The following is a 26462-nucleotide window of genomic DNA, read 5'->3' as shown; positions in this document are numbered from 1 at the left end:
TTCTATAACTTTTGGTTATAGAGATAATGCTATACGGCCCCTAATAGCGTGATTTTAGCTGCTGTATAACTTCTGGTGGTGCAACTTTGGACAGCTGGCTCAAACATTGAGGCGCGCTTTGGTGTTTGTATTTGAGCATCAAATCGCACTTCGAGAATAAGTGCTCTGGGTTTCGGCTCAGTTGATAGGCTTTGTCTACCGCGTTGAGCGCAACATTCAGATTGGCAGTTTCCATTGATAAGCCGTATACGAACCAATATTGAGGATTGCTTGCCTCTAGCTCGCTGGCTTTTGCCAGTAACTGGCTGGCGGCCGCTTTATCACCCTGTCTTAGTTTTGAAAGCGCGGCACTGTAATGAATGGCTGCCGAGTTTGGCTGATTATTCATACCTAGCTTGAGTGTTTGGTCTGCCAACTTCTCATCGCCAAGTCCTCGGTAGAGATCGGCAAGATTGATGTAGCTATTTTCAAAATAAGGCTCTATTTCAATGGCCCCTTGGTATTCTGCAATTGCTTGTTGGCTTTTACCCTGTGCCGCGTAGATATTGCCAAGATTGGTTCTTCCAAACCCTCGATCTGAGTTGTACTCCTGAATTTCTATGTACTCTTTCAAAGGGGCATTTAGTTGGTCTTTTTGGAGTGGGTTTAACTCTCGCCAATATTGAGCCAGAGCACCTGCGGCTTCCGCTCGAACGGCGAGCACTTCATCTTCAAGGAGCGGAGAAATAATCTGCCAGCGCTGCAGAGCCGGATATGGCGCGCTGCCTTGTATCGCACCAATTCGAATCATGGATTGCTGGTTTTTCACGGCCCGTCCTAACGCGATCAAACTGTTTTGCCCTTGAAAACCAGCCATTCGTTGCAACGCTGACGCTCGTACAATGGATGGTTGGTTCACATCTTGCGCAATGTAAGAGAGCGCGTCTGCAGCCGCTGGATGACCAATATCCGCAGCATAGAAAGCTACACCATAGTGTTGAGTATTTTGGTAGTTGGATTTAGGGAACCACTGAGCCAAAGTTTCGCTCGCCCAGCCTGCATCTTTATCCTCATGACAGGCAGTACAAACATTAGGCGTGCCGATGTGTTTACTCATATCTGGTCTAGGTATGTGCCAGCTATGATCTCTTCTCGGATCGACTTCCATGTACGTCGTCTCTGGCATATGACAAGTTGTACATCTGTTCGCCTCTGTTCCTGCTTGGTGGAATGTATGCTTTTCTGGCGTGTATTCAGAGGCAACATGACACTGAGCACAAACAGCTTCCTCTGGAATTTTGAGCTTTGCTGAATGGGGATCGTGACAATTGGTACAAGTCACACCCTTTTTGGGCCATCTTTGACTGTTCAAATGAGCCAAACACATACACTTCGTCGTAGATCTGACCATCTGAGTGATAAAGTTCTGGCGTTAAATTTGAGACTAGATACCTATCAAATAGATCCCCTTGAACGTGATCATACTGCTCTGACAACTGAACACGGCGACTGTGGCATTGAGCACAAACCTTAACCTGTTGTGTCTCTTTGATGGACTTTGGTTGTAGTGTCGAATAGCCCTCTTGATAAACCCACTCCGAGACCGCTTTGGTTAAATCACGATCAAAACCGTAATGATTATCTTGAGAGAAGTTTGTCGGATTTTCCTGCTTTGAGAGAGCAACATGCAAACTGGCTGGTCCATGGCACGCTTCACAACCTACGGTGATTTCTGACCACGTTGTGTCATAACGGTTCGTCGCTTTATCGTATTTTTTCTCAAGATTCGTTGAGTGACAATCGGCGCACATGAAGTTCCAGTTTTGACCGGTGTTAGTCCAATAAAACTCATCATTGGTCGTTGTTTCTGGATAGAGGTGATACCAACGTTGCCCACCCTGCGATTTAGCCCTGGAATCCCAAGTAAAGGGGATTAACTGTACGCGACCATCATCAAACTCGACCATATATTGCTGAAGGGGATAATGACCGAATGTGTACTGGATTTGGTAGTCATGAAATTGACCATCAGGACCTTGGATATTGACCCAAAATTGGTCGTCCTTTTTAAAGAATCGGTTGTCTTTGCCTTTAAACTCAAATACAGCGTTATCGAAATCGCCTAGGACACTGTGCACTGTTGCGTGGTCCATAGCTCGCTCATGGTCTGAGCCTTTCCATTGCTCAACTTCTTTTTGGTGACACTCAACACAAGCTTCACTGCCCACAAAACTCGCTTTTAAATTGTTTGAGGTCGACATCGTGCCATCACCGCCACGTGCCGTAACGCTCGCGAGCAGTATCACAACCACACTAAACACTCGAACCACTGCGCCCATCTGACATTCCTTTGCTTTGTTGCAAGTTATTGTTATTTCAATAATAACAATAGTCTAGAATCATCACTGAGCAAGGTGAGTTAGTTGATTTGGCTTAGATTTATACAAAAAAAGAGAGGCGCTTTGCCTCTCTTTTCATTCACAAATATCTCTACGCCTCATTCAAGCCGCATAGCTTTAAAAGTATCGATTCTAAGTCTTGCCACGGCATCAGTTGCGAGTCTATAACTTCAATTCGAGATTCATAGCCCTCTAGTGACATTTGATTTACGGAAACCACGCGGTTAGCCACATTGAATGCAAAGCAGCCCTTGTCTGTATTGACCACCGCCTTCACGCGCTCAGCATTTAGATCGCTAAACAGCGAGAATAACTGGTCGAAATCAAACTTGTGTTCTTCGCCGATGATCCATCCACAGCTAAAATAGCCTTGTCCCTGGTTTTCTCTACGTATATACGGCTTTTCTGGTGGCAACTCAAATATAGGTTCAAGGTCGCTATGGTCATGATCGTCGTGATGTTGCTCATGTTTAGCTGCCTCTTGTGTCACTTCGCGTCTTTCTATATCAAGTACTTCAAGGGGAAGCTCACCATTTTTAACCAGTTTGTGGAAGATTTTCGCTGGCTCTTGGTCGGTCAGCCAATCATTGAAGACATCAATGTCTTCTGCTGTGCATTGATCGACTTTGTTGCCAATAATGACTTCCGCCGAGGCAAGTTGATCATTGAAGTTTTTATTCTCTAGATGTCGCTCGTCTGACAGGTTACGCGGGTCAACCAACGCAATAGTGGCTCTCAAATCAATATACTTATCATATTGGTCTGACGTCAGCGTTTTAATAACCTGCTTAGGATGTCCCAAACCTGTTGGCTCGATGATCAGGCGGTCTGGCTTTTGTCTTAATAGTGCATTGATGCCAACAGACATAGGAACGCCCGCTGTGCAGCACATGCAGCCACCTGGCACTTCTTTAATCATGGCGCCACCATCTGCCATCATTGCGCCGTCAATGCCAACCTCACCAAACTCATTGACCAAAACTGCCCAGTTTTCATTCTCGGGTTTGTCTTTCAGTAGATTGAGTATCGTTGTGGTCTTACCGACACCTAGAAAGCCGGTGATTATGTTGGTTGGGACTTGATTAGTCATAGTCTTACTCTGTGTTTGCTTTTAAGGAAAGTATAACCGCAATTTATTCAATGATTCTAGAGTGATAGAGAGGAGAGCAAGAAGTGTTCAGGAGTTTGCTTTATCGCAGACGACAAAAGGCGCACTTTGCGCGCGCCTTGATCCCTCGTGACTCAATCGTGAGTTTGCGAATCTCTGAGCCAAATCGATCGGCTGAGATAAAATACGAGGCAGTAGTATGTGTATGTTGCACATCCAAATTGTAGGTAGGGATTTGAATCCTCCATGTAAGTCGAATATGAACCCTACACTCTAACTATGGTACAGAAACGATAAATTACAAGTTTTGAAGTGTGCCTGACATCACATATGTTGAACGGTGGTTCGAAATTGGAAAGCAAAGCACACGGTCTATGCATAACCTCAATTAGGCGAGTCATTTTCGGTGTATCAGCGAATAGTGAAATACTACTTTTCATTCTTGCCACTGTTGCCAACTTTGTGAAGTCGTATAATTTTACCTTAAGTACCCATCAGTTAAGCCAAAAAGGTTCTTGCTACAATGACCAAAAGAGAGAAAATTAAACAGTCGTTACTTGCCCATGTGCCAAAAGAAACGATCAATCAATTTCTCTCTAGAGACAAAACCCCGATTTCAGTTCTTCTTCTGTCATGTGTGGTCGGCATATTTGCTGGGCTCGTCGGGACTCTTTTTGAGCTGGGTGTTCATTTCGTTACTGAGACTCGAACGGATTGGCTAAAAGACGAAATAGGCTCCGTTTTGCCGCTATGGTTACTTGCTTTTCTTATCAGTGCCTTACTCGCGTTCGTCGGTTATTTTTTGGTCCATAAGTTTGCACCTGAAGCAGCGGGGTCAGGTATTCCAGAGATCGAAGGCGCGATGGATAATATGCGCCCTGTTCGTTGGTGGCGAGTTTTACCTGTAAAGTTCTTTGGTGGTCTTGGAGCCCTCGGCTCAGGCATGGTATTGGGACGTGAAGGCCCTACCGTTCAAATGGGTGGTAATATTGCCCGTATGGTGACGGATATATTTCGGGTGAAAAACGATGATAGTCGCCATACCCTTCTGGCCTCTGGTGCCGCGGGTGGTCTTGCCGCTGCGTTCAATGCCCCTCTAGCGGGCATTATGTTTGTTGTTGAGGAGATGCGCCCACATTTTCGCTACTCCCTTATCTCTATCAAAGCCGTGCTGATCTCCGCGGTGACGGCCACCATCGTTTTTCGCGCCATCAATGGACAACACGCGGTCATTACTATGCCGCAGTACAGCTCGCCTGACCTGCAAATACTATGGCTATTCCTGTTACTTGGGGCTTTGTTTGGTGGATTTGGAGTTGTGTTTAATCGCCTAGTGACGGTATTTCAGGACTTGTTTGTCCGTATTCATAAAAACGACCTAAAACGTTTCCTTTTCACTGGTTCAATGATCGGCGGTATGTTTGGCTTATTGCTGCTGTATGTACCAGAACTTACTGGCGGAGGCATAGGTTTAATCCCCGAAATAACCAATGGGAGTTTCAGTGCTCAAGTCTTGATACTTCTCTTCATCGGACGGGTTCTGACAACGCTTATCTGTTTTGGCTCCGGTGCGCCTGGCGGTATATTTGCGCCGATGTTGGCGCTTGGTACTTCCTTTGGTTACGCTTTTGGCCTAGTCGCGCACACCCTTTTCCCAGAGCTTCCCATAGAGCCGGGAGTGTTCGCTATCGCAGGAATGGGAGCACTATTTGCTGCCACTGTGCGTGCACCAATCACAGGAATTTTGTTGGTTATCGAAATGACCAATAACTATCACTTGATATTGCCTTTGATCATTACAGCGGTTGGCGCTACCATCGTCGCCCAGATGCTCGGTGGCCAACCTATCTATAGCCAACTTCTACATCGCACCATTAAAAACGAAAAACTCCAACAAGTTGATCTACCTAGAAAAGAGTGAATTTAATCATACTGTAAGATGTTTCATGGTTACGTGATCTAGAAAAGCATGTATAATTAGACGGCTAGACTGCTAAAAATTAAGCAGCCATTGGATATGGAATTTCAAGAGAGCCCCCTGTGACAATAAGCTTTGCTCCCCTTAAACGTCTTACCCAGTTTCACAATGTACCGACTTCTCAAGCCTCTTTAGCGCTTGGTATGATTGGCTTAGGGCACGCTTGGGCACTGTATATTCCTGAAATAGGTAAACAGATTCAGCCTATATTAGCGGCAGTAGGCGCTATTCTGCTGCTACCGGTATTAATCAAATACCTGCTAAATAGACATATCTTCTCTGCGGATATTAAGAACCCTTTAACCGGTAGTTTGATGGCGCCAATGAGCATGGCGCTTTTAATTCTATGTGACTACCTCGCGGTTATTCAGCCAATCGTAGCCTATCCCCTGTGGTTTGCCGCGCTAACACTTCATGTATCGATGGCTGTGTTATTTTTCTTCCACCAAATAAAAAACTTCCGAATGTCGAATATAGTGCCTAGTTGGTTTCTCTATCCAGTAGGCCTAATCAGTAGTTCATTGGCTGGAACACAATTTGGGCACACTGTTTACTCGGAAACTATTGCTTCGGTTTGTATTACTATTTACTTTTTTATGCTGCCGCTTGTTCTATACCGTTTGGTATTCGAAGGGATGCTAAGAAAACGTGCAAGACCCACTTTGGCCATTATGGCCGCTCCGATCAACCTCACATTATCTGCATACTTAGTCAATTTTCCCGAACCTGATCCTATACTCACTGGTGCGTTAGCTGGCATCGCCATTACAATGACTATGCTGATCTATTTGTGCTACTTCCGACTACTTAAGCTCAAATTCCAACCTTCAATAGCAGCGATTACGTTTCCCTCAGTCATTAGTTCGATTGCAATGCATAGGCTTACTACGTTTTTTGAAGCCGAACATCCACATTGGCACTGGCTGCATAATTTTGGATTTCTCGAACTGACTGTAGCGACGTTAGCAGTGGTTTGGGTGAGTGTCGGATTTGTAAAAATGTACTGGCCTGAGCTTGGTAGAAGTCGCTAATATTTTGTGATACAAATATCAATAATGCGATAGGAGCGTAGAGTTTTCAATCACTTAGACCCCCAACAGGTATAAGCAAAATAAACATAATCCCATAGAATATAGTTCATTTTGCAAACAGAACCAAAAAATAAAATATTCACTAATGACAGCAGCTCGTTTGTCGGCAATAAATAAGTGCATCGGCCGACATATGATTTCAATTACATAGAGAATAACTGCTATGCACTTAACTCAGATTAAAAAGTCTCTCCCAGAATTTATTACTAAAAAGCATGAGCATTTTATTGCGGACAGGATCAGTTCGAATACAGAAAATCATCCTGTTGTTTGTGGCGGTCGACCAACTAGCAACGATGTTGTAATGCAAACGAATGACTACCTTTGCTTGCATGACCACTACGAAATTCAAGAAGCTCATATTCAGGGAATACGCGAAACCAAAGAAAGCTTACTCATGTCTGGTGTTTATTTACTGGGCGAAGATAAAGAAAGTGACTTCGAATCGAAGTTGGCGCGTCATGTTGGGTTCGAAAGCTGCTTAGTTGCTCAGTCAGGCTGGACTGCCAATGTAAACCTTCTGCAAGCCATCTGTGACAAAGATACAAACGTCTACGTTGATTTCTTTGCCCATGCTTCATTGTGGGAAGGGGCACGCATTGCCGGGGCCAAGGTGCATATGTTTATGCACAACAATATCAAGCACCTAAAACGTCAAATATCGAGAAACGGCAGCGGAATCATTCTTGTAGATTCTATTTACAGTACCGTTGGCACGGTTGCTCCACTGGTCGATCTCGTTTCGCTTGCCTACGAGTTTGATTGTGCCTTGGTCGTTGACGAATCTCATTCGCTAGGAACCCATGGTCCACGAGGGGCTGGTCTCGTTGCCGAGCTGGGGCTTACCGAGCATGTTGATTACATTACCGCGAGTCTCGCTAAAACATATGCCTATCGCGCTGGTGTTATTTTAGCCAATGAGAAAACCAACTATTGCGTGCCAATGGTCGCTTTTCCGGCAATTTTTAGTTCAACAATGCTGCCTTACGAACTCGCTCGACTAAGCAAAACACACGACGTCATCGTAAGCTCTGAGAAGAGACGACAAACACTCAACGAGAACGCCCAATACCTAAATAAGGAACTGCGTTCCATTGGCTTTGCCATTCAAAGTGAATCACAAATCATAGGCTTGGAAACTGGTGATGTGGAAAACACGATTAAAGTAAGAAACTACTTTGAGGAAAACGGTGTGTTTGGCTCAGTGTTTGCCCCACCAGCGACACCTAACAATAAGCACATACTAAGATTATCCATCAATACGATGCACACAAAGCAAGACCTCGATAAAGTCATAGAGATTTGCCGATCAGCTTGGCTGAACAACGACCTTATCTTCTATTAAGATATAAAAACGCCTACATCAATGTAGGCGTTTTCTTCTTTGTTAATCCAGTCCCTTTACAGTCGTAGTTCAACTACAACCAAGTCGCTACTTTATCAATTAACTCATCTTTTGGCGTTGGCTTAACAATATAATCATTCATACCACTTTGGTTGATCTGAACGACAGTTTCTTCGCTTTTATCACCGGTATAACCAACGATTGGAACCGATGAGTAAGGCATGTTTGACTCACGAATTTTCCGAGTCGCAGATAAACCATCGAGTACTGGCATCTCTACATCCATAAGAATTAAGTGGACGTCTTCTTCATCGAGAACATCTAGGGCAACCTGCCCATTTTCAGCTTGTATTACATGTAAGCCTTGTTTTTCGAGCATAATACTAGTAATCGAGCGCAATGAGTGGTTGTCATCGACAATCATGACTGTTTTTTTAGTAGAGATTTCATTATAAGCCTGATCAGGCTCATCATCTTCTAAAGAATCAAACAATAGGTAGTCTAACGTAGCCAATGGTTGGCTAATGAACGTTTCCCTGCTATTGAGAACGATATTGACATATCGTTGGAAATAAAGGTTACGAGTAGCATCCTCTTCGTTGAGGAACACAATCCTAGCCTCAGTGAATCCCAACTTACCTTCAAGGCGTGACATTAATGACCAGCCATTGCTATTAAACTCACCATCTATAAGTATCAAACTGTATTCAAAGTAATGTTCATCTCTCTCACAAGCATCCTCTAAACTCACAAACTCGACTTTCATCTGAGTGATGCCTTGCAGTTTTATAAGCTCAGTTGCAACATCCGATTTTTCATCTCCGATAAATAGCACAGATTTTGCCTTGACCAGCTCAGTTTTGATATTTTTTACCGCTGTCGAGGAATAATTAGGGAAAAACAACTCAAACTCCGTCCATTCACCAACACTTGAACGACAGACTATCGTGCCGCCAAATGAACGCATTACCTTCTTACAAAAAGACAACCCTAAACCAAACGTGCCGTTTTTGCCCGTGGTATAAAAATCATCAAATATGTTTTTTATAAGCTCAGGCTCAATCCCAATACCCGTATCTCTAAATAAGATACTATTGCCATTCTCAGTCGCCTTGGAGCTGATCACAATGTTAAACTTACCCGCTCCTCGATGTCGGAAAGAGTTCTTTAAGAGGTTATATACAACATACTTTAAAAGTGTGTCACTCCCGAAATAGCTAAAATCTTCCTTAATATCGAAGAAAACGAGCCTTTTATCAGCTGCATTTTTATAACTGAAACTATCAACTGCATTATCTACAATCGACTTAGCATTTAACTTACAAAACGTTGAAGTTGACACCCTATTTTGATCTATTGATGTCAACAATAAGTCTATGGTTTCGTTACCAGTCCAAATTGCTTTCATAGAATCATCAATAATATCATTGAGTATTTGTATTTCTTGTGCATTTAATTGATATGTATTCCTGTAAGACGAGTTACCACTTGGTATGATACTCTTGATTACTTCAAACGAAGACAACAATGCACTCAGTGGGTTTCGCATTTCATGGGCAATACCTGCACCAAACGATCGGGCAACAGTAAACTTAGCTTCATGCTCTGTTTGATTTCGAAAGTAAAACAGATTACCAAATAAATACGTAAACGCGAAGATAGGCAAATATACCAGATGGTCAGAAAAGTTCACACCGTCAGGTAAATTAAAATGGGCAAATATAGCTGCACACATTACACAGATTAACGCCTGCGATAACATAACCCTAGTATCATAAACCAAGAGAATATGCAGAAATATAGATGACATAAATGATAATATCCATACATCATTCCAGCCATTCATAAACATCATATAGGAGAAGAAAAAAGGAAGACAAAAACCTATGGAAACTAGGTAATAATATGGAACCACCTTCTTTAATCTATTGGTCATCACGCCACGAAATGCTAGAACGAAAACCGCTAGCGAGCAGAGCAATCTCAACCATAAGTTTTCGTAGGGCTGAGGATAGAGCGTATCCCATACCCAATAGTATACAGGGTAACCAAACCCACCCATCACAACCACCAGAGTCGTATTAGGCTCAGCATAACTGTAGATTTTTTGAATTCTGTTCATTTCAACCTAGTCCAACTATAAGAACAGCAAACCAGGACGAGGTATTTTTTTGTTTTGAACGTCCATAGTCTAGCTGGCTAATTTCTTAGCAAATCCTTTATGTAATCAATAGTATGAACGAAAAGCAGTGACAAATACAACAACGCCCTCTGAAATTAGAGGGCGTCTATAGCTTTTTATTTACAATCGAGAGATTTAGCGCAAACCATGTAGAAACTCATGGCGTGTTGCAGGATTTGATTTGAAAATACCGCCGAGTGCTGTTGTTGTTGTCTCACTCGTTGCGTCCATAACGCCACGAGATTTCACGCAGTAGTGTACCGCGTCCATTGTTACTGCAACGTCATCGGTTTCTAGCAAGGTTTGTAGCGCAACTAAAATTTGCTGCGTCATGCGTTCTTGCACTTGAGGGCGCTGAGCGAAAAATCTGACGATTCGATTGATTTTCGATAGGCCGATGATCTTGCCGCGTGGGATGTAAGCGACAGCTGCTTTACCATCGATAGTCACTAAGTGATGTTCACAGGTACTGGTCACAGTAATGTCTTTTACTCGCACCATTTCACTGACATCCATCTTGTTTTCGATGACGGTTATTTTTGGGAAGTTACTGTAATCTAGGCCTGAAAAAATCTCATCCACGTACATCTTAGCAATGCGATGTGGCGTCTCCATCAAACTATCATCCGCAAGGTCAAGTTGAAGGAGGGTCAAGATCTCACGCATGTGATGCTCGATACGCTCTTTCTTTTCTTCTCTTGTTACTTCATTCGGCAACATTGGGGTTTCCAGTCCACGTTCTGACAACGCTTCTTTCACCAATGTTGCTGACTCACTTAAACCTGACATCTTACTTCCTCGCACTAACTCCCGTAAGGGGAGACAAGGATACTCGGATTTACACGCAATTACACCCACAAATTCCGTATTGCTTTGTATCCGCTATGATTTGGAGCAACATTTAGCTGCTTTTATCCAAAGGGATAAGCCTCTCATCCATTAAAGTGTGTTAGAGTCGAATGGTTTTATTGAATCAATCAGGATGACTTATCTTATGGGTTGCTGCGACGCACCAGGCTTAATGCCTATCGAAGAAGCATTGGATAAAATGCTCACTCCAATCACCCCTATTTCTGACACCCTAGCCCTTCCGCTAGCTGAAGCATTAGGCTATGTACTGGCTGAAGACATTCTGTCACCTATTAATGTTCCACCGTTTGATAACTCAGCAATGGATGGATACGCCATTCGCTTGAGCGACCTTGAGCAATCTACCACCATGCTTATGGTTGGCAAATCATTTGCTGGCGCTCCTTTTGACGGTGAGTGGCCTTCAATGACGACTGTACGCATCATGACAGGAGCGAAAATCCCTGAAGGTTGTGACGCAGTCATCATGCAAGAGAACACCAGTGTAGATGGTGACAACATCACTTTTTCTCAGCCTAGTGTCAAAGCTAACATGAACATTCGCCCTACCGGCGATGATATTTGTGCCAACGACATTGTGCTAAAGAAAGGTGCTCGCTTAACCGCTCGTGATATTCCTATGATAGCCACACTTGGCATCAGTCATATTAGTGTCTATCGCAAACCAAAAGTCGCGTTCTTCTCAACCGGTGATGAGCTCAAGCCTTTAGGCACCGAACTCGAAGCAGGTCAAATATACGACAGCAACCGATACGGTATTAAGCCACTCATTGAAAACTTTGGTTGCGAAGCCATTGACCTAGGTATCATCCCTGATTGTCAGGACACACTTAAAGCGACATTCGAGCAAGCTCAACAACAAGCCGATGTTGTCATTACGTCAGGTGGTGTGAGTGTTGGCGAAGCCGATTACACCAAAGACATTCTTGAAGAACTTGGTCAAATTGGCTTTTGGAAACTTGCTATTAAGCCTGGTAAACCTTTCGCGTTTGGTGAACTTGATAATGCTTGGTTCTGCGGTTTACCCGGCAACCCTGTATCAGCCGTATTGACTATGTATGTGCTGGTACAACCGCTCATTGCAAAGCTTGCAGGCAACACAGAGTGGAAACAGCCTGAATCGATCCCTGCGACAACCCGCAGCGCATTTAAAAAAGCACCGGGTAGAACAGACTACCAACGTGGTATCTATACTATTGAGAATGGTCAGTTCGTCGTAGAAACAACGGGTAACCAAAGTTCAGGTGCGTTCCGTTCGATGAGCCTTGCTAACTGCTTTGTCGTGCTTGAAAGAGAGCGTGGCTCAATAGAAGTTGGTGAAACGGTCCAGATTCAACTGTTCAACCCTACGCTTTACTGAGAGGTGACCTTGGATATTCTCTCTGATGAAGAGATGCTTCGATACAATCGGCAGATCATTCTCAAGAACTTCGATTTCGATGGACAAGAAGCGCTTAAACAGTCTTCAATCTTAATTATTGGAGCTGGCGGATTAGGTTGCGCAGCAAGCCAATACCTCGCTACTGCAGGTGTTGGCACCATCACCTTAGTCGATGATGATAAAGTGGAGGTGTCGAACCTGCAGCGTCAAGTCCTCCACTCTGACGAGACGGTAGGACAAAACAAAGTAGACTCCGCCAAACTATCACTGTGTAAACTCAACCCCTTTATCACTGTCAATACAGTCGCTAAGCGACTGAGCGATAAAGAGCTTGAGCAGCAAATCCTTCAGCATTCATTGGTTTTAGATGCAACAGACAATGTTGAGACACGAAATCAACTTAACCGTCTTTGTTATCAGCATAAAAAACCTTTGGTGTGTGGTGCGGCTATCCGCATGGAAGGACAAGTGTCGGTATTTACCTACCAAGATGATGCTTTGCCCTGCTATGCGTGTTTGAGCGCTCTATTTGGTGACACGAGCCTGAGCTGTGTTGAAGCTGGCGTGATGTCTCCAATAGTCGGTATTATCGGAGCAACACAAGCGCTCGAAGCCATTAAGGTGCTCGCCAACTATGGTCAGCCAAAGATCGGAAAGCTGATGTTGTTTGATGGCCTTACCTTAACTTGGCGTGAAATGGGGCTTCCTAAGTCCAAATCCTGCCAAGTTTGTGGTTAAGCTTGTAAACCAGTGACGGAGTGAGCAAATGAAACCGTTGACCATCGCTATTACGCTACTCTTAGCCGGCGTCGGTCTTTTGGTACTTTTGCTCACTTTTCAATCCTCTGATGATAACCAAACTATCACCGCAACGGTGCAAAGCCACGTCCTAACTCAGTCACTTGATGGCAATCGCCATTACATGGTAGTTATTTTTGATGATGGCACCTCAACTCGACTCCTAGCCAATGCCCTATCTCTTTGCCCTGTCGGCGATAAAGTCGTACTGAGCGCTTCCTCATCGTGGGGAGATTCAACCACCTATCAGTTGGACCATTGCGTACCTAAATAGTGTTTTACACCTAGACACTTGCGTTTTTTGCCTGCATGCTGAAACAGCATAATAGTGGAACAAAACAATAATAAGGAACGGCACATGACAGATACCCTCATCTCTCCGCAGTGGTTAAAAACGCAACTAGATAACAATCCAGATACCATTGTTTTAGACGCCAGTATTGAATTCCAAATCCCGCTCGAACCCAATAAAGACAAGAGTGGCGTCATTCCAACCGCCCAGCGCTTTGACTACGACAATGAGTTCTGTGACCCGCAGGCATCACTACCCCACATGATGCCGTCCGAAGTGCGTTTCAATGAACTCGCAGGTAAACTCGGAATAACGCCAGAAAGCACCATTGTCGTCTACGACAACTCAGGAACATTTGCCTCACCTCGTGCATGGTGGATGTTGAAATCTCTTGGTCTTAAGCACGTGCATGTCTTGTCCGGTGGTCTACCAGCATGGAAGGCGGCGGGCTATTCTGTTGATGAAAACTACAGTGCGCGAAGTGCCTCTACACTATCGCAACCCATTGATGGCAACTATTTCATTGCCGCTGAGCAAGTGTTGCAATATTCAGATAACAAGTGCGCACGTATCGTTGACGCCCGCTCATTGGCACGCTTCAAGGGCGAGACTCCCGAACCGCGTGAGGGAATTCGTAGCGGTCACATTCCAAATTCAGTGTGCTTACCGTTTGCTGAGCTGATGGAAGAAGGTACTCTCAAACCACTTGAAGAGCTTGCTCCCTTATTTTCGTCTATCAGTGCGAGCAAGCGAGAGCATCTAGTGTTTAGTTGTGGGTCAGGTGTGACAGCGTGTATTTTGGCGCTAGGGGCGCACTTGTGTGGCTACACTAACTTGTCTGTGTACGACGGGTCATGGACCGAGTGGGGTCAGCGAACTGACCTACCTATCCAGCTATAGCATAGAGAAGAAATAGCCTTCATATAAAACAACGCCCCACTTGTCTGTTGGGGCGTTAGAATCAAAAACCTTCGTTGTTTAGCCTGTGTAAGCACCACTTGAGTAATGCAACTCATAACTGTGGGAGTAAATCTCTAGAATGTTTCCAAACGGGTCTTCCATATAGATCATGCGATAAGGCTTCTCTCCCGGATAGTAATAGCGAGGCTCCTTCATTCTTCGTTTGCCCCCAGCCGCTACGATTTTGTCCGCTAACCCCTCCACGTCTGGGTCTTGTACACAGAAATGGAATATTCCGGTTTTCCAATACTCAAAGTTATCCTCTGGGTTTTCTTGATTATCGAACTGGAATAACTCGACACCTATGCGATCGCCTGTCGACATATGAGCGATACGGAAGTGCTTCCACCCTGCCCCAAAGACGTCGGTACACATTACACCGATTGCCGAATCATCTTCAGTGACATCGGTTGGTGGCATGATCAAGTACCAACCTAAAACTTCAGTGTAGAACTTCACAGCAGCTTCCAAGTCGGGCACTGATATTCCGATATGGCTGAAAGTACGTGGATAGGTGGGATTTGTATTGGGTGAAGTCATGAGTGGTGTCCCTCTCTCTCGTTGAGAATAAGATACTTCTGATGGATTCGTTGTTATTTATCATATACTCTTCAGACAATAAGAATTTGTTATCAAATATTGAGTGTATGATTAACACAACTTGGCTTAATACGTTTAAAACTCTAGTAGAGATTGGTCACTTTACCCAGACTGCAGATAAGCTGTTTATGACTCAGCCTGGTGTGAGCCAGCACATTAAAAAGCTCGAAGCGAGTCTCAAAGCGGAACTGATCACAAGAGAAGGTAAAACCTTCGAACTGACGGAGCAAGGGCGACTGGTTTATAACTACGCATGCGACCTAGCCAAGCAAGAGGCCTCATTACTAGAAAAGCTCAAATACGATGACCCTGAATCAGGAAATCTCAGCTTTTCTGCCTCTGGTGCAATAAGCACCGCGCTGTACCCCAAACTGCTCCTACTTCAAACTCAATACCCGGGTTTACGCGTCAATATTGAAGCGGCTCCAAACCGGCGAGTAATAGAGAGCGTCACCAACGGCACGATAGACTCGGGCATTGTTACCGCGGTACCCCAACATCCAGACTTATCCTCGGAGTATTTGGGGCAGCTTGAATTATGTCTGATTGGCTCCAAAGCCTCCGTGTCTAACCTTAGTCCGCGTGACGCGCTTGAGCAGTTGGGCGTGATTGACCACCCAGATGCTCAGTACTACTTACAAAAGCTATTTGATCAAAGCGGGCTCGAAGAACTCGAAGAGGCTGAGTGGCAGGATTTTAGAAAAGTCAGCTATATCAACCAACATAGCCAGATCCTGCAACCCGTTTCGATGGGAATTGGTGTAACCGTCTTACCCAAAGTCGCTATCGAATACTCAGAGTACAAAGACAAAGTCGACGTTTGGCCAACCGCAGAATTGGTGAGTGAACCGCTGTACTTTGTGAAGAAGAAACGTAAACAGCTGGCGGCGCGTTATTCGTTTCTTCTTGAGGTCATTAAAGAGACGGAGTTTTCCTAATCGCCTTTTGCGGTGTCTGGCAGGCTTAGCATTTGTTCGTCAAGGTTAAGCACTGTCAGCGCGTTACTAACGCTTGTTGCAACAACATCCACTACGCCCGTGCGAAGCGCACCCAACAATGCCATTGGTTTGCTGTTTTCAGAAGCTATAGCGATGACTTCTGAAATGCGGCGGAACTCTTCAAGCCCTAATCCGATGACGCGATCACTCATAACGGTGTTTGCTGCTCTGCCCTGAATGTCGAAGAAATCATAGCCTGCAAAATCACCGACAACCCCTTGATTCAGCCGTGATTGAACCACTTCATCCGTGGTAAACCATCCTAGATCAACCATATAGCTGTTCTCGCTCATATCGCCCACACCAACAATTGCCACATCCGCTTTGCGTGCCAAGTCGAGAGTTTGCTTTACCGTAGCGTTTTGCATAAACGCCATTTTCTGGTCTCTATTTTCAGCATACGCCGGCGCATAAAGCGTTTCTGACGTTCCCCCGTACTTCTTCGCCAGTTGTCGACAAATATGATCGGCATTAAAGCGTCCTCCCCTTGGGTGGATGCCTCCGATTCCGCAAACAAACTTACAATCACGGGGAGATATAACCCCCATATGATGCGCTACTGCGGAGACATTCCTTCCCTGACCTACGGTAACAACGGTTCCGCCACGTAAGGTTTGAGCAAGGTAGTTCGAAACCAAACCGCCCACTTGAGTTCGCTGCGACTCTTCATCTGGCTGGTCGAGAGCGATAAGCGCCCGCTTAATCCCAAATCGTTCAATCAGGCGCTGCTCTATCTTGGCACTGTATACTGGGTGATACTTAACCGTGATCTCAACAATGCCCTCGTCTCTCGCCTGTTTTAGTAACCGTCCTATCTTTGCTCGCGATACCCCAAACTTTTTGGAAATCTCTTCTTGGGTCGCTCCATCTTGATAATAAGCCACCGCGATTTCGGTCAATAAATCGTTGCTGGTTTCGTTGCTGTCGTTTTTCATCGGCTTTACTACTCCGCGATTCTATTCAGGCGAGCATTGGCTCACATATCAATCATATGCTCAATGATAACCTTACCGTACCATTCGCTCAATAGCGTGACATTTTCTCAGTCGCATTTTTGACCGCTCAAATTCTTCTCTAGCCCAAGCTAGCACTCATTTTCAGTCGCAATTCGGGTCGCGCTAACAAAAACCAAAAATAACCCATGGAATACGAATTTTTGTACCAGTATTTGGTTGACATTATTTCTGCATGGGGTAAATATGAATCCAACATTTACTCACGAGTGATGCAAATGTTCACGACAATTTGCGCACTCTGTACTTAAAAGTTTTGTAGCGGATTCGTAGTCGACTGAAACTTTGAACCGCTGAGCAACATTTGTATTTAGAGCCTTAGTCTCAAATTCTCTGCCCTCAAGAATAGGAACGAACCGATGAGCAACAAATTAGAGCAACTTCGCAAACTAACAACTGTCGTTGCAGACACTGGTGATATCGAAGCAATTCGCAAGTACCAACCACAAGATGCAACTACTAACCCTTCTCTGATTTTGAAAGCGGCGCAGATCGAAGAGTATGCACCTCTCATTGACCAAGCGATTGAGTACGCGAAATCTCAAAGTGACGACAAAGCACAACAAGTGCAAGATACGTGTGACATGCTAGCGGTTAACATCGGTAAAGAAATTCTAAAGACGATTCCTGGTCGCATTTCAACAGAAGTTGACGCGCGTCTTTCTTACGACATGGAAGGCAGCGTAGCGAAAGCACGTCAGCTAATGAAAATGTATAACGATGCAGGCATCGCAAATGACCGCATCCTTATTAAGCTAGCTTCTACTTGGGAAGGTATTCGTGCTGCAGAGATCCTAGAAAAAGAAGGCATCAACTGTAACCTAACGCTTCTGTTCTCATTCGCTCAGGCTCGTGCGTGTGCTGAAGCAGGCGTTTTCCTAATCTCTCCTTTCGTTGGCCGCATCATGGACTGGTACAAAGCGAAAGAAGGTCGCGATTTTGAAGCATCAGAAGATCCTGGCGTGATTTCAGTAACAGGTATCTACAACTACTATAAAGACCACGGCTACAACACAGTAGTAATGGGCGCGAGCTTCCGTAACACGGGTGAAATCCTAGAACTTGCTGGTTGTGACCGTCTAACTATCAGCCCACAACTGCTTGCAGAGCTTGAAGAAGCGGAAGGCGAAGTCGTTGAGAAACTGGTTGACTCTAAAGGCTCTAAAGAGCGCCCTGCTGCAATGACTCACGCTGAGTTCCTATGGGAGCACAACCAAGACCCAATGGCGGTAGAGAAGCTAGCAGAGGGCATCCGCAACTTCGCTATCGACCAAGGCAAACTAGAAGCTATGATCGAAGCTAAGCTTTAATCAGCACAGATATTCAGAGGGGAACGTTTGCGTTCCCCTCTTCAATTCTCTCTCTTTAAAATCTATTTTTTCGGAATGTATTATGGATCGTAAACATCTCGCTAATGCTATTCGTGCTCTAAGCATGGACGGCGTTCAACAAGCAAACTCTGGTCACCCTGGCGCGCCTATGGGTATGGCTGATATCGCTGAAGTTCTTTGGCGTTCACACCTAAACCACAACCCATCTAACCCAGAGTGGGCTGATCGCGACCGTTTCGTACTATCAAACGGCCACGGCTCTATGCTGATCTACTCACTGCTTCACCTAACAGGCTATGAGTTACCGATTGAAGAGCTAAAGAACTTCCGTCAGCTTCACTCTAAAACACCTGGCCACCCAGAGTATGGTTATGCACCTGGTATAGAGACGACAACAGGCCCGCTAGGTCAAGGCATCACCAACGCAGTCGGTATGGCGCTGGCTGAGAAAACACTAGCGGCTCAATTCAACAAAGACGGCCACGACATCGTAGACCACTACACGTATGCATTCATGGGTGATGGCTGTTTGATGGAAGGTATCTCTCACGAAGCATGTTCACTTGCTGGCACACTAGGCCTTGGCAAGCTCATCGCGTTCTGGGATGACAACGGCATCTCAATTGATGGCGAAGTTGAAGGTTGGTTCTCTGACGACACGCCAAAACGTTTTGAAGCATATGGCTGGCACGTAATCCCTGCAGTTGATGGTCACGATTCAGACGCTATCAATGCAGCGATTGAAGCGGCTAAAGCAGACCGTCGTCCTACTCTTATCTGTACTAAGACCATCATTGGTTTTGGTTCTCCAAATAAATCAGGTTCACACGACTGTCACGGTGCACCTCTAGGCGCTGACGAAATTGCAGCAACACGTAAAGAACTTGGCTGGGAGCACGGTCCTTTTGAGATTCCAACGGACATCTATGCGCAGTGGGATGCGAAAGAAGCGGGCGCAGCTAAAGAAGCAGCGTGGAACGAGAAACTTGCAGCGTATGAAGCAGCATACCCAGAGCTGGCAGCTGAGTTCAAACGTCGCGTAAATGGTGAGCTACCTGCTGAGTGGGAAGAGAAAGCAACACAAATCATAGCTGATCTTCAAGCTAACCCGGCGAACATCGCCTCTCGTAAAGCGTCGCAAAACGCACTAGAAGCATTTGGCGCAATGCTACCAGAGTTCCTTGGTGGTTCTGCTGACCTTGCTCCGTCTAACCTAACCATGTGGTCTGGGTCTAAATCTCTTACTGCTGAAGATGCATCTGGTAACTACATTCACTACGGTGTTCGTGAGTTCGGTATGACGGCGATTATGAACGGTATCGCGCTTCACGGCGGTTTCGTACCTTACGGTGCAACCTTCCTAATGTTCATGGAATACGCGCGTAACGCAATGCGTATGGCTGCTCTAATGAAAGTGCAAAACATCCAGGTTTACACTCACGACTCTATCGGTCTTGGTGAAGATGGTCCTACGCACCAACCTGTTGAGCAAATGGCATCGCTTCGTCTAACACCTAACATGAGCACATGGCGTCCATGTGACCAGGTTGAGTCGGCAGTTGCATGGAAATTTGCGATTGAGCGTAAAGACGGTCCTACGTCTCTCATCTTCTCTCGTCAAAACCTTGCACAGCAAGAGCGTGACGCGCAGCAAGTAGCTGACATCGCAAAGGGTGCATACGTCCTGAAAGATTGTGAAGGTACTCCAGAGCTTATTCTTATTGCAACAGGCTCTGAAGTTGAGCTAGCCGTTAACGCAGCCGCAGAACTCAGCGCTGAAGGTAAGAAGGTACGTGTGGTATCTATGCCTGCAACTGACGTGTTTGACAAGCAAGACGAAGCATACCGCGAGTCGGTACTACCTTCGAGCGTAACTGCGCGTATTGCGGTTGAAGCGGGTATTGCTGACTTCTGGTACAAGTATGTTGGCTTCGGTGGCAAGATCGTTGGTATGACAACCTTCGGTGAGTCAGCACCAGCTGGTGAGCTATTTAAGATGTTTGGCTTTACAACAGAGAATGTTGTAAGCAAAGCAAAAGAGCTGTTGAAGTAAGCTTCTCTTTCAACACATAAGGCTGAGCAAATGCTCAGCCTTTTTTATGTGTGACTGTTTTAGATTCAACATGTCTCATATGTTAGACACAATTTCGCTTGAAGGAGTAATCTCGCTTTCTACACTGTACGGTATGGTCAAAAAGGATTTTTACTATGCGAGCTAGAACACTTCTCATCACCCTTGTCTCACTACTCTCAGTTTGCCTGACTACGGTCCACGCTGCTGATCTTGCCGTCAAAAGCGGTGGCGTTTTGCTAAAGACCTACTCCGATAGTGACTTATCAAACATGCCCCAAGCAACCATAGATACAGAGTTGCCATGGTTAGACGGAATAAACTCATTTACTGGGGTAAACCTTGAAGAGTTTTTCGCCCAGTCTAATACCCCGCTTCCAGAACTGATCACTTTTATCGCACTCAATGACTACAAAGTCACCATTAGGCAAGAAGATATCAAGCAATACCAACCTATCATCGCTAATCGGAAAAACGGCGAAAAGATGTCTATCCGCGACAAGGGGCCATATTGGGTGATCTTCCCGTTGTCACAGCACCCAGAGATCGATAATACCGATTACCACGCTATGATGATCTGGCAATTAAAGGAAGTACGGTACTAGCATGAAAGCCAAGGAGTGCGTCGAACGATTCCCAATCAATCTAATAAAGATTATTTTGGCGACCATAACCGCTTGCGTACTCGCCGTAAACGTCATCACCATCGACCGTATAAATCAAATCAACGAAGACCTTTCTGACCGCAAAAACGAAGCGACCTGGTTCATTCTTCAGTTAGTCAAAGAGTACTCAAATTTCATTACGCAATCACATATAAAGCCGTTAAGAAAGGACGAGATCTGGCTGGCATATGACCTGACGTGGAGTCGATTCGACATCATATTGCACAGTAAAGAATCATCAAAGTTTATTGAGCAAGCGAGCTATCAAGCCTTTATGGAAGCGCAGTTTGATAAGTTCAAGGCCTTGGAGAAATCTTTGGTACTACTCGACACCCAACCAGAAATACAGGATGCCCTCAAGCAGCGCATAGAAGTTAACTTTGAGGAAATCGTTCATTTCATCAACGAGAAGTTTCAGATTGAAAGCCCTATTACTGAGAAAAACCGGACTGAGCTTGAACGTCTCCTGATGTACCAAAAAGCCAGCACCGTCGCGCTCATCGTCCTTTTTCTTCTAATTTCTTGTATTTTCTGGATAGATTCGAGACTTCGTAAAACGCTCCAGCGCAAAGACGCGCTCACTTGTTTATTAAACCGCACTGCGCTAACCAATGACATCAAAAGCCAACTGAAACAACCCTATTACCATTTGCTATCGGTGCGTATCCTCAACATCTCAGAAATTAACCACAAGTACGGCATTGATTATGGTGATGTGTTGATCAAAGTCACTGCTGACAGGCTACTCAACTCCATCAACGCTGACTACTCACTGTACCGTTACAGTGGTTCTCAGTTCATTATTTTGAGCAATACCCCGGACTCTAAAATTACCCCTTCTCTTCAACAAACGATCAAAGACATACTAGCGGAGCCCATTGAACTGTCTGACATGGCTTTAATTCTCGACATATCAATGAGTCGTGAATCAAACTTAGTAAGACGAGGTTTGATTGAGAAGCTGACCCAATTATCTAGAAAAGCATTGTCAACAGCGCTTTAGGGCGAGTTCCTTTATACGAAAAGATGTAAACTACGATATGCTTAATGCTTGATTATGGTGATATCCGCCATCTTAGCTTTAAGGTCGGTTAGCCTATCCTGAACATAAAAGTCGCAAAACGCCTCAAAACCCAGCGGTTTACTAAACCAATAGCCCTGAAGATAGTCACAGCCTAAATCGGAAAGATATCGACATTGGTAGCCTGTTTCGACACCTTCGCCAACAACCTTCGCATTGCAGTTGTGACCGAGAGCAATAATGGAGTTAAGCATTCGCTCCTCCGTACCATCGGTGCCAATACGTTCTACAAAGCTCTTATCCACCTTCAGCTCATCAACCGGGTAACTAAGCAATTGATTTATTGAAGTAAAGCCCGTTCCAAAATCATCCAGTGACACCCTAAACCCTATATCTCGCAAACCAGCGATAATCGCTATCGTGTCTTTGGTACTTTTAACGTAACTCGTTTCTGTTACTTCTAGAATCACGCGGTTGGGCGTGATGTTATGCGAATGACACACACTACAGATGAGCTCAATAAAATCATTGTTGTAAAGCTCAAGGGCAGAAATATTGATTGAAATATCTCCGACGTATCCCACTTTTGATTGCAACATCGATAAAGATTTGATCGCATTGTTAATGACCCAAGTGTCTATATCGCCAATTAAGTTAGCTCGCTCTGCTGCCGGAATAAACTCTTCTGGTCCAATCCCCATTGCCCGTAATTTAGGGCACCTTACTAACACTTCAATACTAGCAACCTGATAGGTCGTTGAATCAATGAGCGGCATATAGTTCAGCTCAAACTCGCCATTTCCACAGCAGCTCAGGAGTATTTTTTCTATCTTATCTCTTCGTTTTAACTCATCAAATAGAAGATGATCAAAATAGACCAACGGCGCTTTATTTTTGATCTGTTTCGCTTTGCTTAACGCCGCCTCTATGCCTTTCTGCCAAACTCCTCTCTGAGATTCGTCACAAAGAGGAAAAATAGCCTGGGCAAAATCAAGGTGAAGCGGGACGCCCTCAACACGTATCGCGGTTTTGAGGGACTGCTCAAAGTTGGCCATCAGTAATCTAATGGCCTGCTCGCTATCCGCGTTCACTAAAGCGTAGAATGTATTGCTGCCGTAACGACTGATTGAGTAATCGCTGCAACCACATCCCGCGCTTGATTGATTGGTGCAAATACACCGCTCGATTTCCCTCGCGATTTTGACAAGAGCACGGTCACCCTCGAACAAACCATGCAAATCATTAACTCTTCTGAAGTCCATGACATCCCAGGCCACAATATAGGTATGCTCATTACAATAGCTTTCAGTTCTCTGGTCGACAAACCTAATAAAAGAAGCTCGATTCGCTAACTTTGTTAGGCTATCAAATTCAGCCTCAAACTTTACTTTGCTCAAACTGTCTATGTAAGCATTTTTGAGAATAGAGACTTCATCATTATCTTTAGCTCGTTTAAAGTAGCGTAGCTCTAAGCCTCCTCTTTTTATGTCTTTCAGTAAACCGTTGATTGGATCGAGCACTTTCGTTCTCACAATCACGTGAATAATAAGTAACAACGAGATCACGACCGCAAGCATATAGGCCAACACTTGTGTCGCTATCTGTGATTTAACATTGGCATAATGGTCATCCAATATATCCAATTCTATCTCTACTCCTGGGCCAAATATTTTAATCACTTTCCCGTCAACGAACTCATTGTTTACAACCTCAAAATGAATGTCAGACCAAAGCTCAGATGTCTCAGCAACTTGATTGAAATCCAAAATAATGTTTTCGTGGTTTGATGCATCGTTAAACAACTGGTTTAGCTTTCTTAATGGTCCATCAACAACGAGCAAGCTTCTGCTTTTGCGTGTCATCGCTTGTTTATCATCTGGCAAGAGTTTCGGATCATAAGCTCCGATGTAGCTGTACCTAATTTCTCCTGTTACCGATTGGTAGGTGTACCCTGTATTACAAAACTCTTCGCCTAACGAAACTAAAATGTAAGAGTCGAAGACAGTTTGATAGATGTCATCAGCTAACGCGTTTGCTTCAAACGGATCGGATTTAAGTGAACTCGCTGTTAGGTTGAAAAGTGGATCCAAGCTATAAACTTCAACATTTCCTAACTTCATGGTTCGTTCTTGGTGAAGCAAATAATTAATGTGAGACTCGAGAAAGCCCCGCAATACATAATCACTCGTGTCCTGAATGTGATTTATAAACTGGGCGCTGCCTGAAATCTCATGTCCAAGCCCCTCTATACCACTTCGCTCAAACTCAGCGGCACTCAACGCATTTTTGACTTTTGTGACCCACTTGTCCTGTTCGAGTGTTTTTTGCTCGCTTAACTGCCAAAAATAGAGCCCTGTACCTGCAAGCGCGGCGACAACCGTCATCACTGGTATGAGAACAAGATCTAACCTTCTGAGTAGTCTCATAGATCACCTCAAATCTTCTACAATTCTTTGGCGAATGAGTAAGCCGTTGTCGCTCACGGGCGTGTACAGAAAGCTTTTCTCAATGAGGTTTGAGGCTGGACTGATTGCAGGGTCTTCACGGTACTCTCTACTTAGCAGAGCTTCAACATTTGCGTTGGGTGTTGAAAACCAAGCACTTTGAGCATTAAGAGTGGCCACTTCAGGTGAGGTCAAGTAGTCTAATGCTACTGTTGTTTGTTCACGGAAACGGCTACCAGCAGGAATTGCTAAACACTCCAACCAGACAATTGTGCCCTCATTAGGCACAACATACTCCCATACATCTTTGTTTTCAGCTTCATTTAATACATGGTGATCACCTGCATAACCAAAAGCTATATCGATGCTCTCGAGCGCACTTGGAGTAGCAACATTTGCAAGAATGTAGTCTGTGGAAGCAAGCGATGATCGTTGGGTCTGCAATAGCTTATGCGCTTGCTGAAGTGATGCTTCATCATCAGTAAATGGACTTTTGTTGGATGACAGTAACGCTACCCCTACAAGGTCTATAGGGTGGTAGTACATAGACACTTTGCCGTCGAGACCCTTATTCGGCTTGAGTAGCGTTTCCCAAGAATCTACCGGCTTGGAAAATTTATCACGTCTATAAAGAATACCACTGGTACCCCACGCATAAGGAATACCAAAATCACCACATGCCTCCATCCATTTGTGCTCAAAACGACCTGACAGTTTTTGTCGAAGCTCTGGTATAGGGCGGACTACACCGAGTTGACCCAATGTTTGTAATCGGACACTTTCAACGACAACAATATCAATGGTTTTACCACGTTCACTCAGCAGTAACTCATCACGAACTGACTCGTCAGAGAAATAGATTTGTTCGATGCTAATTTGATGATCTTGTCTCAGCTTCTCGATGACAATCGGAGCCAAAAACGCTTCCCAGTTATAAAGGTGAACGGCGTCATCGCCTTGGTGAGCGTACAAGGGCAAGCAAACAACAAACAACAGATATAACCAACGACTGAGTACAGCCCTTCCTTTGACCAAACTTCGTTTCGACATCTGCTAAGTCCTTTAGCTTTTACTAACATAAAGAGCCTAGGACAGTAGCAGGGTGATGGCGAAGTCTTTATCATCTCAAAATTGAGAATTATTACTCTTTAGCCGGCTCCTGGCCGTTAGTGTTGGGACGCATATCCAATTCCGATTCTCCAGTAACCATATCTATGGTAAATAGATAGTGGTTATCAGGGTCTCCATGATGCTTGAAGTCAAATTGATACGTATGAGCAGGAAAAAATATCGGCACTTCCTCGACCTGTGTTAAATCAAAACCGTCTTGCACATAGATCTCTTGTATTTCAATTTGCAGCCTTGCAGCTTCTAACTCTCGGCTCCTATCATATTCGGGTTCAACCGATGGGTTAGAAGGGTACGATTTTCCATCAAATGCCATGGTTCTAAGAGAACCATCACTCCAAACATAAAAATTTTTCCACCCATTGGTTTCTCGATTAGCAAGGAGTACAGGCGAATTGGTCACTGTCATTCGATTAATCAGCTCTCCGGAGTCTCTAAATAGATAAGCCGTACAGCCACCCGACCCGCAAAAGTAAGGGTCTTGCATTAATACAAATAACTCTTCACTGCCATTTCCGCTGAGATCGGTTGCCCCCGTTAGGTACTTATAGTCTTTTTCTCTAGGATCGAGCTTCTCTGGAATTAGAATATCTTCAACCACTAATCTGTCGATATTCTCTAGGGTAAACACATCTGGGCGAGGCTCATCATAGTCGTGATCACACCCTTGAATCACAGCAACAGTAAACACACTGAGTAGTATGGTAGGTAGTTTCAATTTGTTCTCCGAAACATGAGAGAGATATCTAAGTCTATGAAGATAAACACCATATCTCAAGTTTCAGTGAACAAACTTGTTTATTAAACT

General features: G+C 44.6%; 20 protein-coding genes and 1 pseudogene. 12 read left to right on the top strand and 9 right to left on the bottom strand.

Annotated elements, in window-relative coordinates:
• Positions 1-40 precede the first annotated feature (40 nt).
• A pseudogene (locus AC6I8Y_RS17065) lies at positions 41-2287 on the bottom strand (cytochrome c3 family protein).
• 182 nt (positions 2288-2469) lie between these two features.
• Positions 2470-3468, bottom strand: a complete 999-nt coding sequence (locus AC6I8Y_RS17060; protein WP_498022339.1) for a CobW family GTP-binding protein — start codon at positions 3466-3468, stop codon at positions 2470-2472.
• A 541-nt stretch (positions 3469-4009) separates the two neighbouring features.
• Here AC6I8Y_RS17060 and clcA point away from each other — a divergent pair.
• From clcA to cqsA, 3 genes are all read left to right on the top strand, one after another.
• Positions 4010-5407 carry a H(+)/Cl(-) exchange transporter ClcA gene (clcA, locus tag AC6I8Y_RS17055; protein ID WP_498022337.1) on the top strand — a complete coding sequence of 466 codons (1398 nt, stop codon included), beginning with the start codon at positions 4010-4012 and terminating at the stop codon, positions 5405-5407.
• A gap of 119 nt (positions 5408-5526) precedes the next feature.
• Positions 5527-6495, top strand: coding sequence for a TDT family transporter (locus tag AC6I8Y_RS17050; RefSeq protein ID WP_463596592.1), 969 nt, complete (start codon positions 5527-5529; stop codon positions 6493-6495).
• Between the two features lie 223 nt (positions 6496-6718).
• Positions 6719-7900 (top strand): alpha-hydroxyketone-type quorum-sensing autoinducer synthase, encoded by a 1182-nt coding sequence (gene cqsA / locus AC6I8Y_RS17045; protein ID WP_498022335.1) that lies wholly within the window; start codon positions 6719-6721, stop codon positions 7898-7900.
• A 73-nt stretch (positions 7901-7973) separates the two neighbouring features.
• Here the strand turns inward: cqsA and AC6I8Y_RS17040 are convergent, their stop codons facing one another.
• Together AC6I8Y_RS17040 and folE are read right to left on the bottom strand one after the other, a co-directional pair.
• A complete protein-coding gene (locus AC6I8Y_RS17040) occupies positions 7974-10022 on the bottom strand; it encodes a hybrid sensor histidine kinase/response regulator (protein ID WP_498022334.1) in 2049 nt (682 codons plus the stop codon).
• A 195-nt stretch (positions 10023-10217) separates the two neighbouring features.
• Positions 10218-10871, bottom strand: coding sequence for a GTP cyclohydrolase I FolE (folE, locus tag AC6I8Y_RS17035; RefSeq protein ID WP_498022332.1), 654 nt, complete (start codon positions 10869-10871; stop codon positions 10218-10220).
• A 205-nt stretch (positions 10872-11076) separates the two neighbouring features.
• On the opposite strand from folE, the gene moeA reads away from it, so the two are divergent.
• From moeA to AC6I8Y_RS17015, 4 genes are all read left to right on the top strand, one after another.
• On the top strand, positions 11077-12312 hold the full coding sequence (gene moeA / locus AC6I8Y_RS17030) for a molybdopterin molybdotransferase MoeA (protein WP_252017217.1): 1236 nt from the start codon (positions 11077-11079) through the stop codon (positions 12310-12312).
• A 9-nt stretch (positions 12313-12321) separates the two neighbouring features.
• Positions 12322-13071, top strand: coding sequence for a molybdopterin-synthase adenylyltransferase MoeB (gene moeB / locus AC6I8Y_RS17025; RefSeq protein WP_234496949.1), 750 nt, complete (start codon positions 12322-12324; stop codon positions 13069-13071).
• Between the two features lie 28 nt (positions 13072-13099).
• On the top strand, positions 13100-13405 hold the full coding sequence (locus tag AC6I8Y_RS17020) for a hypothetical protein (RefSeq protein ID WP_234496950.1): 306 nt from the start codon (positions 13100-13102) through the stop codon (positions 13403-13405).
• Positions 13406-13489: 84 nt separating this feature from the next.
• A complete protein-coding gene (locus AC6I8Y_RS17015; RefSeq protein WP_498022331.1) occupies positions 13490-14323 on the top strand; it encodes a sulfurtransferase in 834 nt (277 codons plus the stop codon).
• A gap of 78 nt (positions 14324-14401) precedes the next feature.
• On the opposite strand, the gene AC6I8Y_RS17010 is transcribed toward AC6I8Y_RS17015, so the two are convergent.
• Positions 14402-14923, bottom strand: a complete 522-nt coding sequence (locus AC6I8Y_RS17010) for a lactoylglutathione lyase family protein (protein ID WP_394150395.1) — start codon at positions 14921-14923, stop codon at positions 14402-14404.
• Between the two features lie 107 nt (positions 14924-15030).
• Between AC6I8Y_RS17010 and AC6I8Y_RS17005 the strand changes: the two genes are divergently transcribed.
• On the top strand, positions 15031-15921 hold the full coding sequence (locus AC6I8Y_RS17005) for a LysR family transcriptional regulator (RefSeq protein ID WP_498022330.1): 891 nt from the start codon (positions 15031-15033) through the stop codon (positions 15919-15921).
• Here the strand turns inward: AC6I8Y_RS17005 and AC6I8Y_RS17000 are convergent.
• Positions 15918-16916, bottom strand: a complete 999-nt coding sequence (locus AC6I8Y_RS17000; RefSeq protein WP_394150391.1) for a sugar-binding transcriptional regulator — start codon at positions 16914-16916, stop codon at positions 15918-15920. The two genes, AC6I8Y_RS17005 and AC6I8Y_RS17000, sit on opposite strands and share 4 nt — an antisense overlap.
• A gap of 437 nt (positions 16917-17353) precedes the next feature.
• On the opposite strand from AC6I8Y_RS17000, the gene tal reads away from it, so the two are divergent.
• From tal to AC6I8Y_RS16980, 4 genes are all read left to right on the top strand, one after another.
• Positions 17354-18304: a transaldolase gene (tal, locus tag AC6I8Y_RS16995; RefSeq protein WP_042471254.1), complete on the top strand. Its 951-nt coding sequence runs from the start codon at positions 17354-17356 to the stop codon at positions 18302-18304.
• A gap of 82 nt (positions 18305-18386) precedes the next feature.
• Entirely contained in the window at positions 18387-20378 is a 1992-nt protein-coding gene (tkt, locus tag AC6I8Y_RS16990; RefSeq protein WP_498022329.1) for a transketolase, read from the top strand.
• 155 nt (positions 20379-20533) lie between these two features.
• The gene (locus AC6I8Y_RS16985) at positions 20534-21001 is read left to right on the top strand and encodes a putative pterin-binding protein (protein ID WP_498022328.1); all 468 of its coding nucleotides are present in this window, start codon (positions 20534-20536) and stop codon (positions 20999-21001) included.
• Between the two features lies 1 nt (position 21002).
• On the top strand, positions 21003-22064 hold the full coding sequence (locus AC6I8Y_RS16980) for a diguanylate cyclase domain-containing protein (RefSeq protein WP_394150385.1): 1062 nt from the start codon (positions 21003-21005) through the stop codon (positions 22062-22064).
• 41 nt (positions 22065-22105) lie between these two features.
• Here the strand turns inward: AC6I8Y_RS16980 and AC6I8Y_RS16975 are convergent, their stop codons facing one another.
• The 3 genes from AC6I8Y_RS16975 to AC6I8Y_RS16965 form a co-directional block, all read right to left on the bottom strand.
• Entirely contained in the window at positions 22106-24508 is a 2403-nt protein-coding gene (locus AC6I8Y_RS16975) for an EAL domain-containing protein (RefSeq protein WP_498022327.1), read from the bottom strand.
• Between the two features lie 3 nt (positions 24509-24511).
• Complete coding sequence (locus AC6I8Y_RS16970; RefSeq protein ID WP_498022326.1) at positions 24512-25576, bottom strand: ABC transporter substrate-binding protein; 1065 nt, start codon at positions 25574-25576, stop codon at positions 24512-24514.
• A gap of 91 nt (positions 25577-25667) precedes the next feature.
• Entirely contained in the window at positions 25668-26372 is a 705-nt protein-coding gene (locus tag AC6I8Y_RS16965; RefSeq protein ID WP_498022325.1) for a COG3650 family protein, read from the bottom strand.
• Positions 26373-26462: the final 90 nt, after the last annotated feature.

Source organism: Vibrio sp. KUL78 (assembly GCF_059725505.1).
This window is presented reverse-complemented; position numbering and strand designations above follow the sequence as displayed.

Bases quoted from the DNA above. Each gene is read 5' to 3' on its own strand.
- AC6I8Y_RS17060 (WP_498022339.1), bottom strand. From the start codon at position 3,468: ATGACTAATCAAGTCCCAACCAACATAATCACCGGCTTTCTAGGTGTC.
- clcA (WP_498022337.1), top strand. From the start codon at position 4,010: ATGACCAAAAGAGAGAAAATTAAACAGTCGTTACTTGCCCATGTGCCA.
- cqsA (WP_498022335.1), top strand. From the start codon at position 6,719: ATGCACTTAACTCAGATTAAAAAGTCTCTCCCAGAATTTATTACTAAA.
- AC6I8Y_RS17040 (WP_498022334.1), bottom strand. From the start codon at position 10,022: ATGAACAGAATTCAAAAAATCTACAGTTATGCTGAGCCTAATACGACT.
- folE (WP_498022332.1), bottom strand. From the start codon at position 10,871: ATGTCAGGTTTAAGTGAGTCAGCAACATTGGTGAAAGAAGCGTTGTCA.
- moeA (WP_252017217.1), top strand. From the start codon at position 11,077: ATGGGTTGCTGCGACGCACCAGGCTTAATGCCTATCGAAGAAGCATTG.
- AC6I8Y_RS17020 (WP_234496950.1), top strand. From the start codon at position 13,100: ATGAAACCGTTGACCATCGCTATTACGCTACTCTTAGCCGGCGTCGGT.
- AC6I8Y_RS17015 (WP_498022331.1), top strand. From the start codon at position 13,490: ATGACAGATACCCTCATCTCTCCGCAGTGGTTAAAAACGCAACTAGAT.
- AC6I8Y_RS17010 (WP_394150395.1), bottom strand. From the start codon at position 14,923: ATGACTTCACCCAATACAAATCCCACCTATCCACGTACTTTCAGCCAT.
- AC6I8Y_RS17005 (WP_498022330.1), top strand. From the start codon at position 15,031: ATGATTAACACAACTTGGCTTAATACGTTTAAAACTCTAGTAGAGATT.
- AC6I8Y_RS17000 (WP_394150391.1), bottom strand. From the start codon at position 16,916: ATGAAAAACGACAGCAACGAAACCAGCAACGATTTATTGACCGAAATC.
- tal (WP_042471254.1), top strand. From the start codon at position 17,354: ATGAGCAACAAATTAGAGCAACTTCGCAAACTAACAACTGTCGTTGCA.
- tkt (WP_498022329.1), top strand. From the start codon at position 18,387: ATGGATCGTAAACATCTCGCTAATGCTATTCGTGCTCTAAGCATGGAC.
- AC6I8Y_RS16985 (WP_498022328.1), top strand. From the start codon at position 20,534: ATGCGAGCTAGAACACTTCTCATCACCCTTGTCTCACTACTCTCAGTT.
- AC6I8Y_RS16980 (WP_394150385.1), top strand. From the start codon at position 21,003: ATGAAAGCCAAGGAGTGCGTCGAACGATTCCCAATCAATCTAATAAAG.
- AC6I8Y_RS16975 (WP_498022327.1), bottom strand. From the start codon at position 24,508: ATGAGACTACTCAGAAGGTTAGATCTTGTTCTCATACCAGTGATGACG.
- AC6I8Y_RS16970 (WP_498022326.1), bottom strand. From the start codon at position 25,576: ATGTCGAAACGAAGTTTGGTCAAAGGAAGGGCTGTACTCAGTCGTTGG.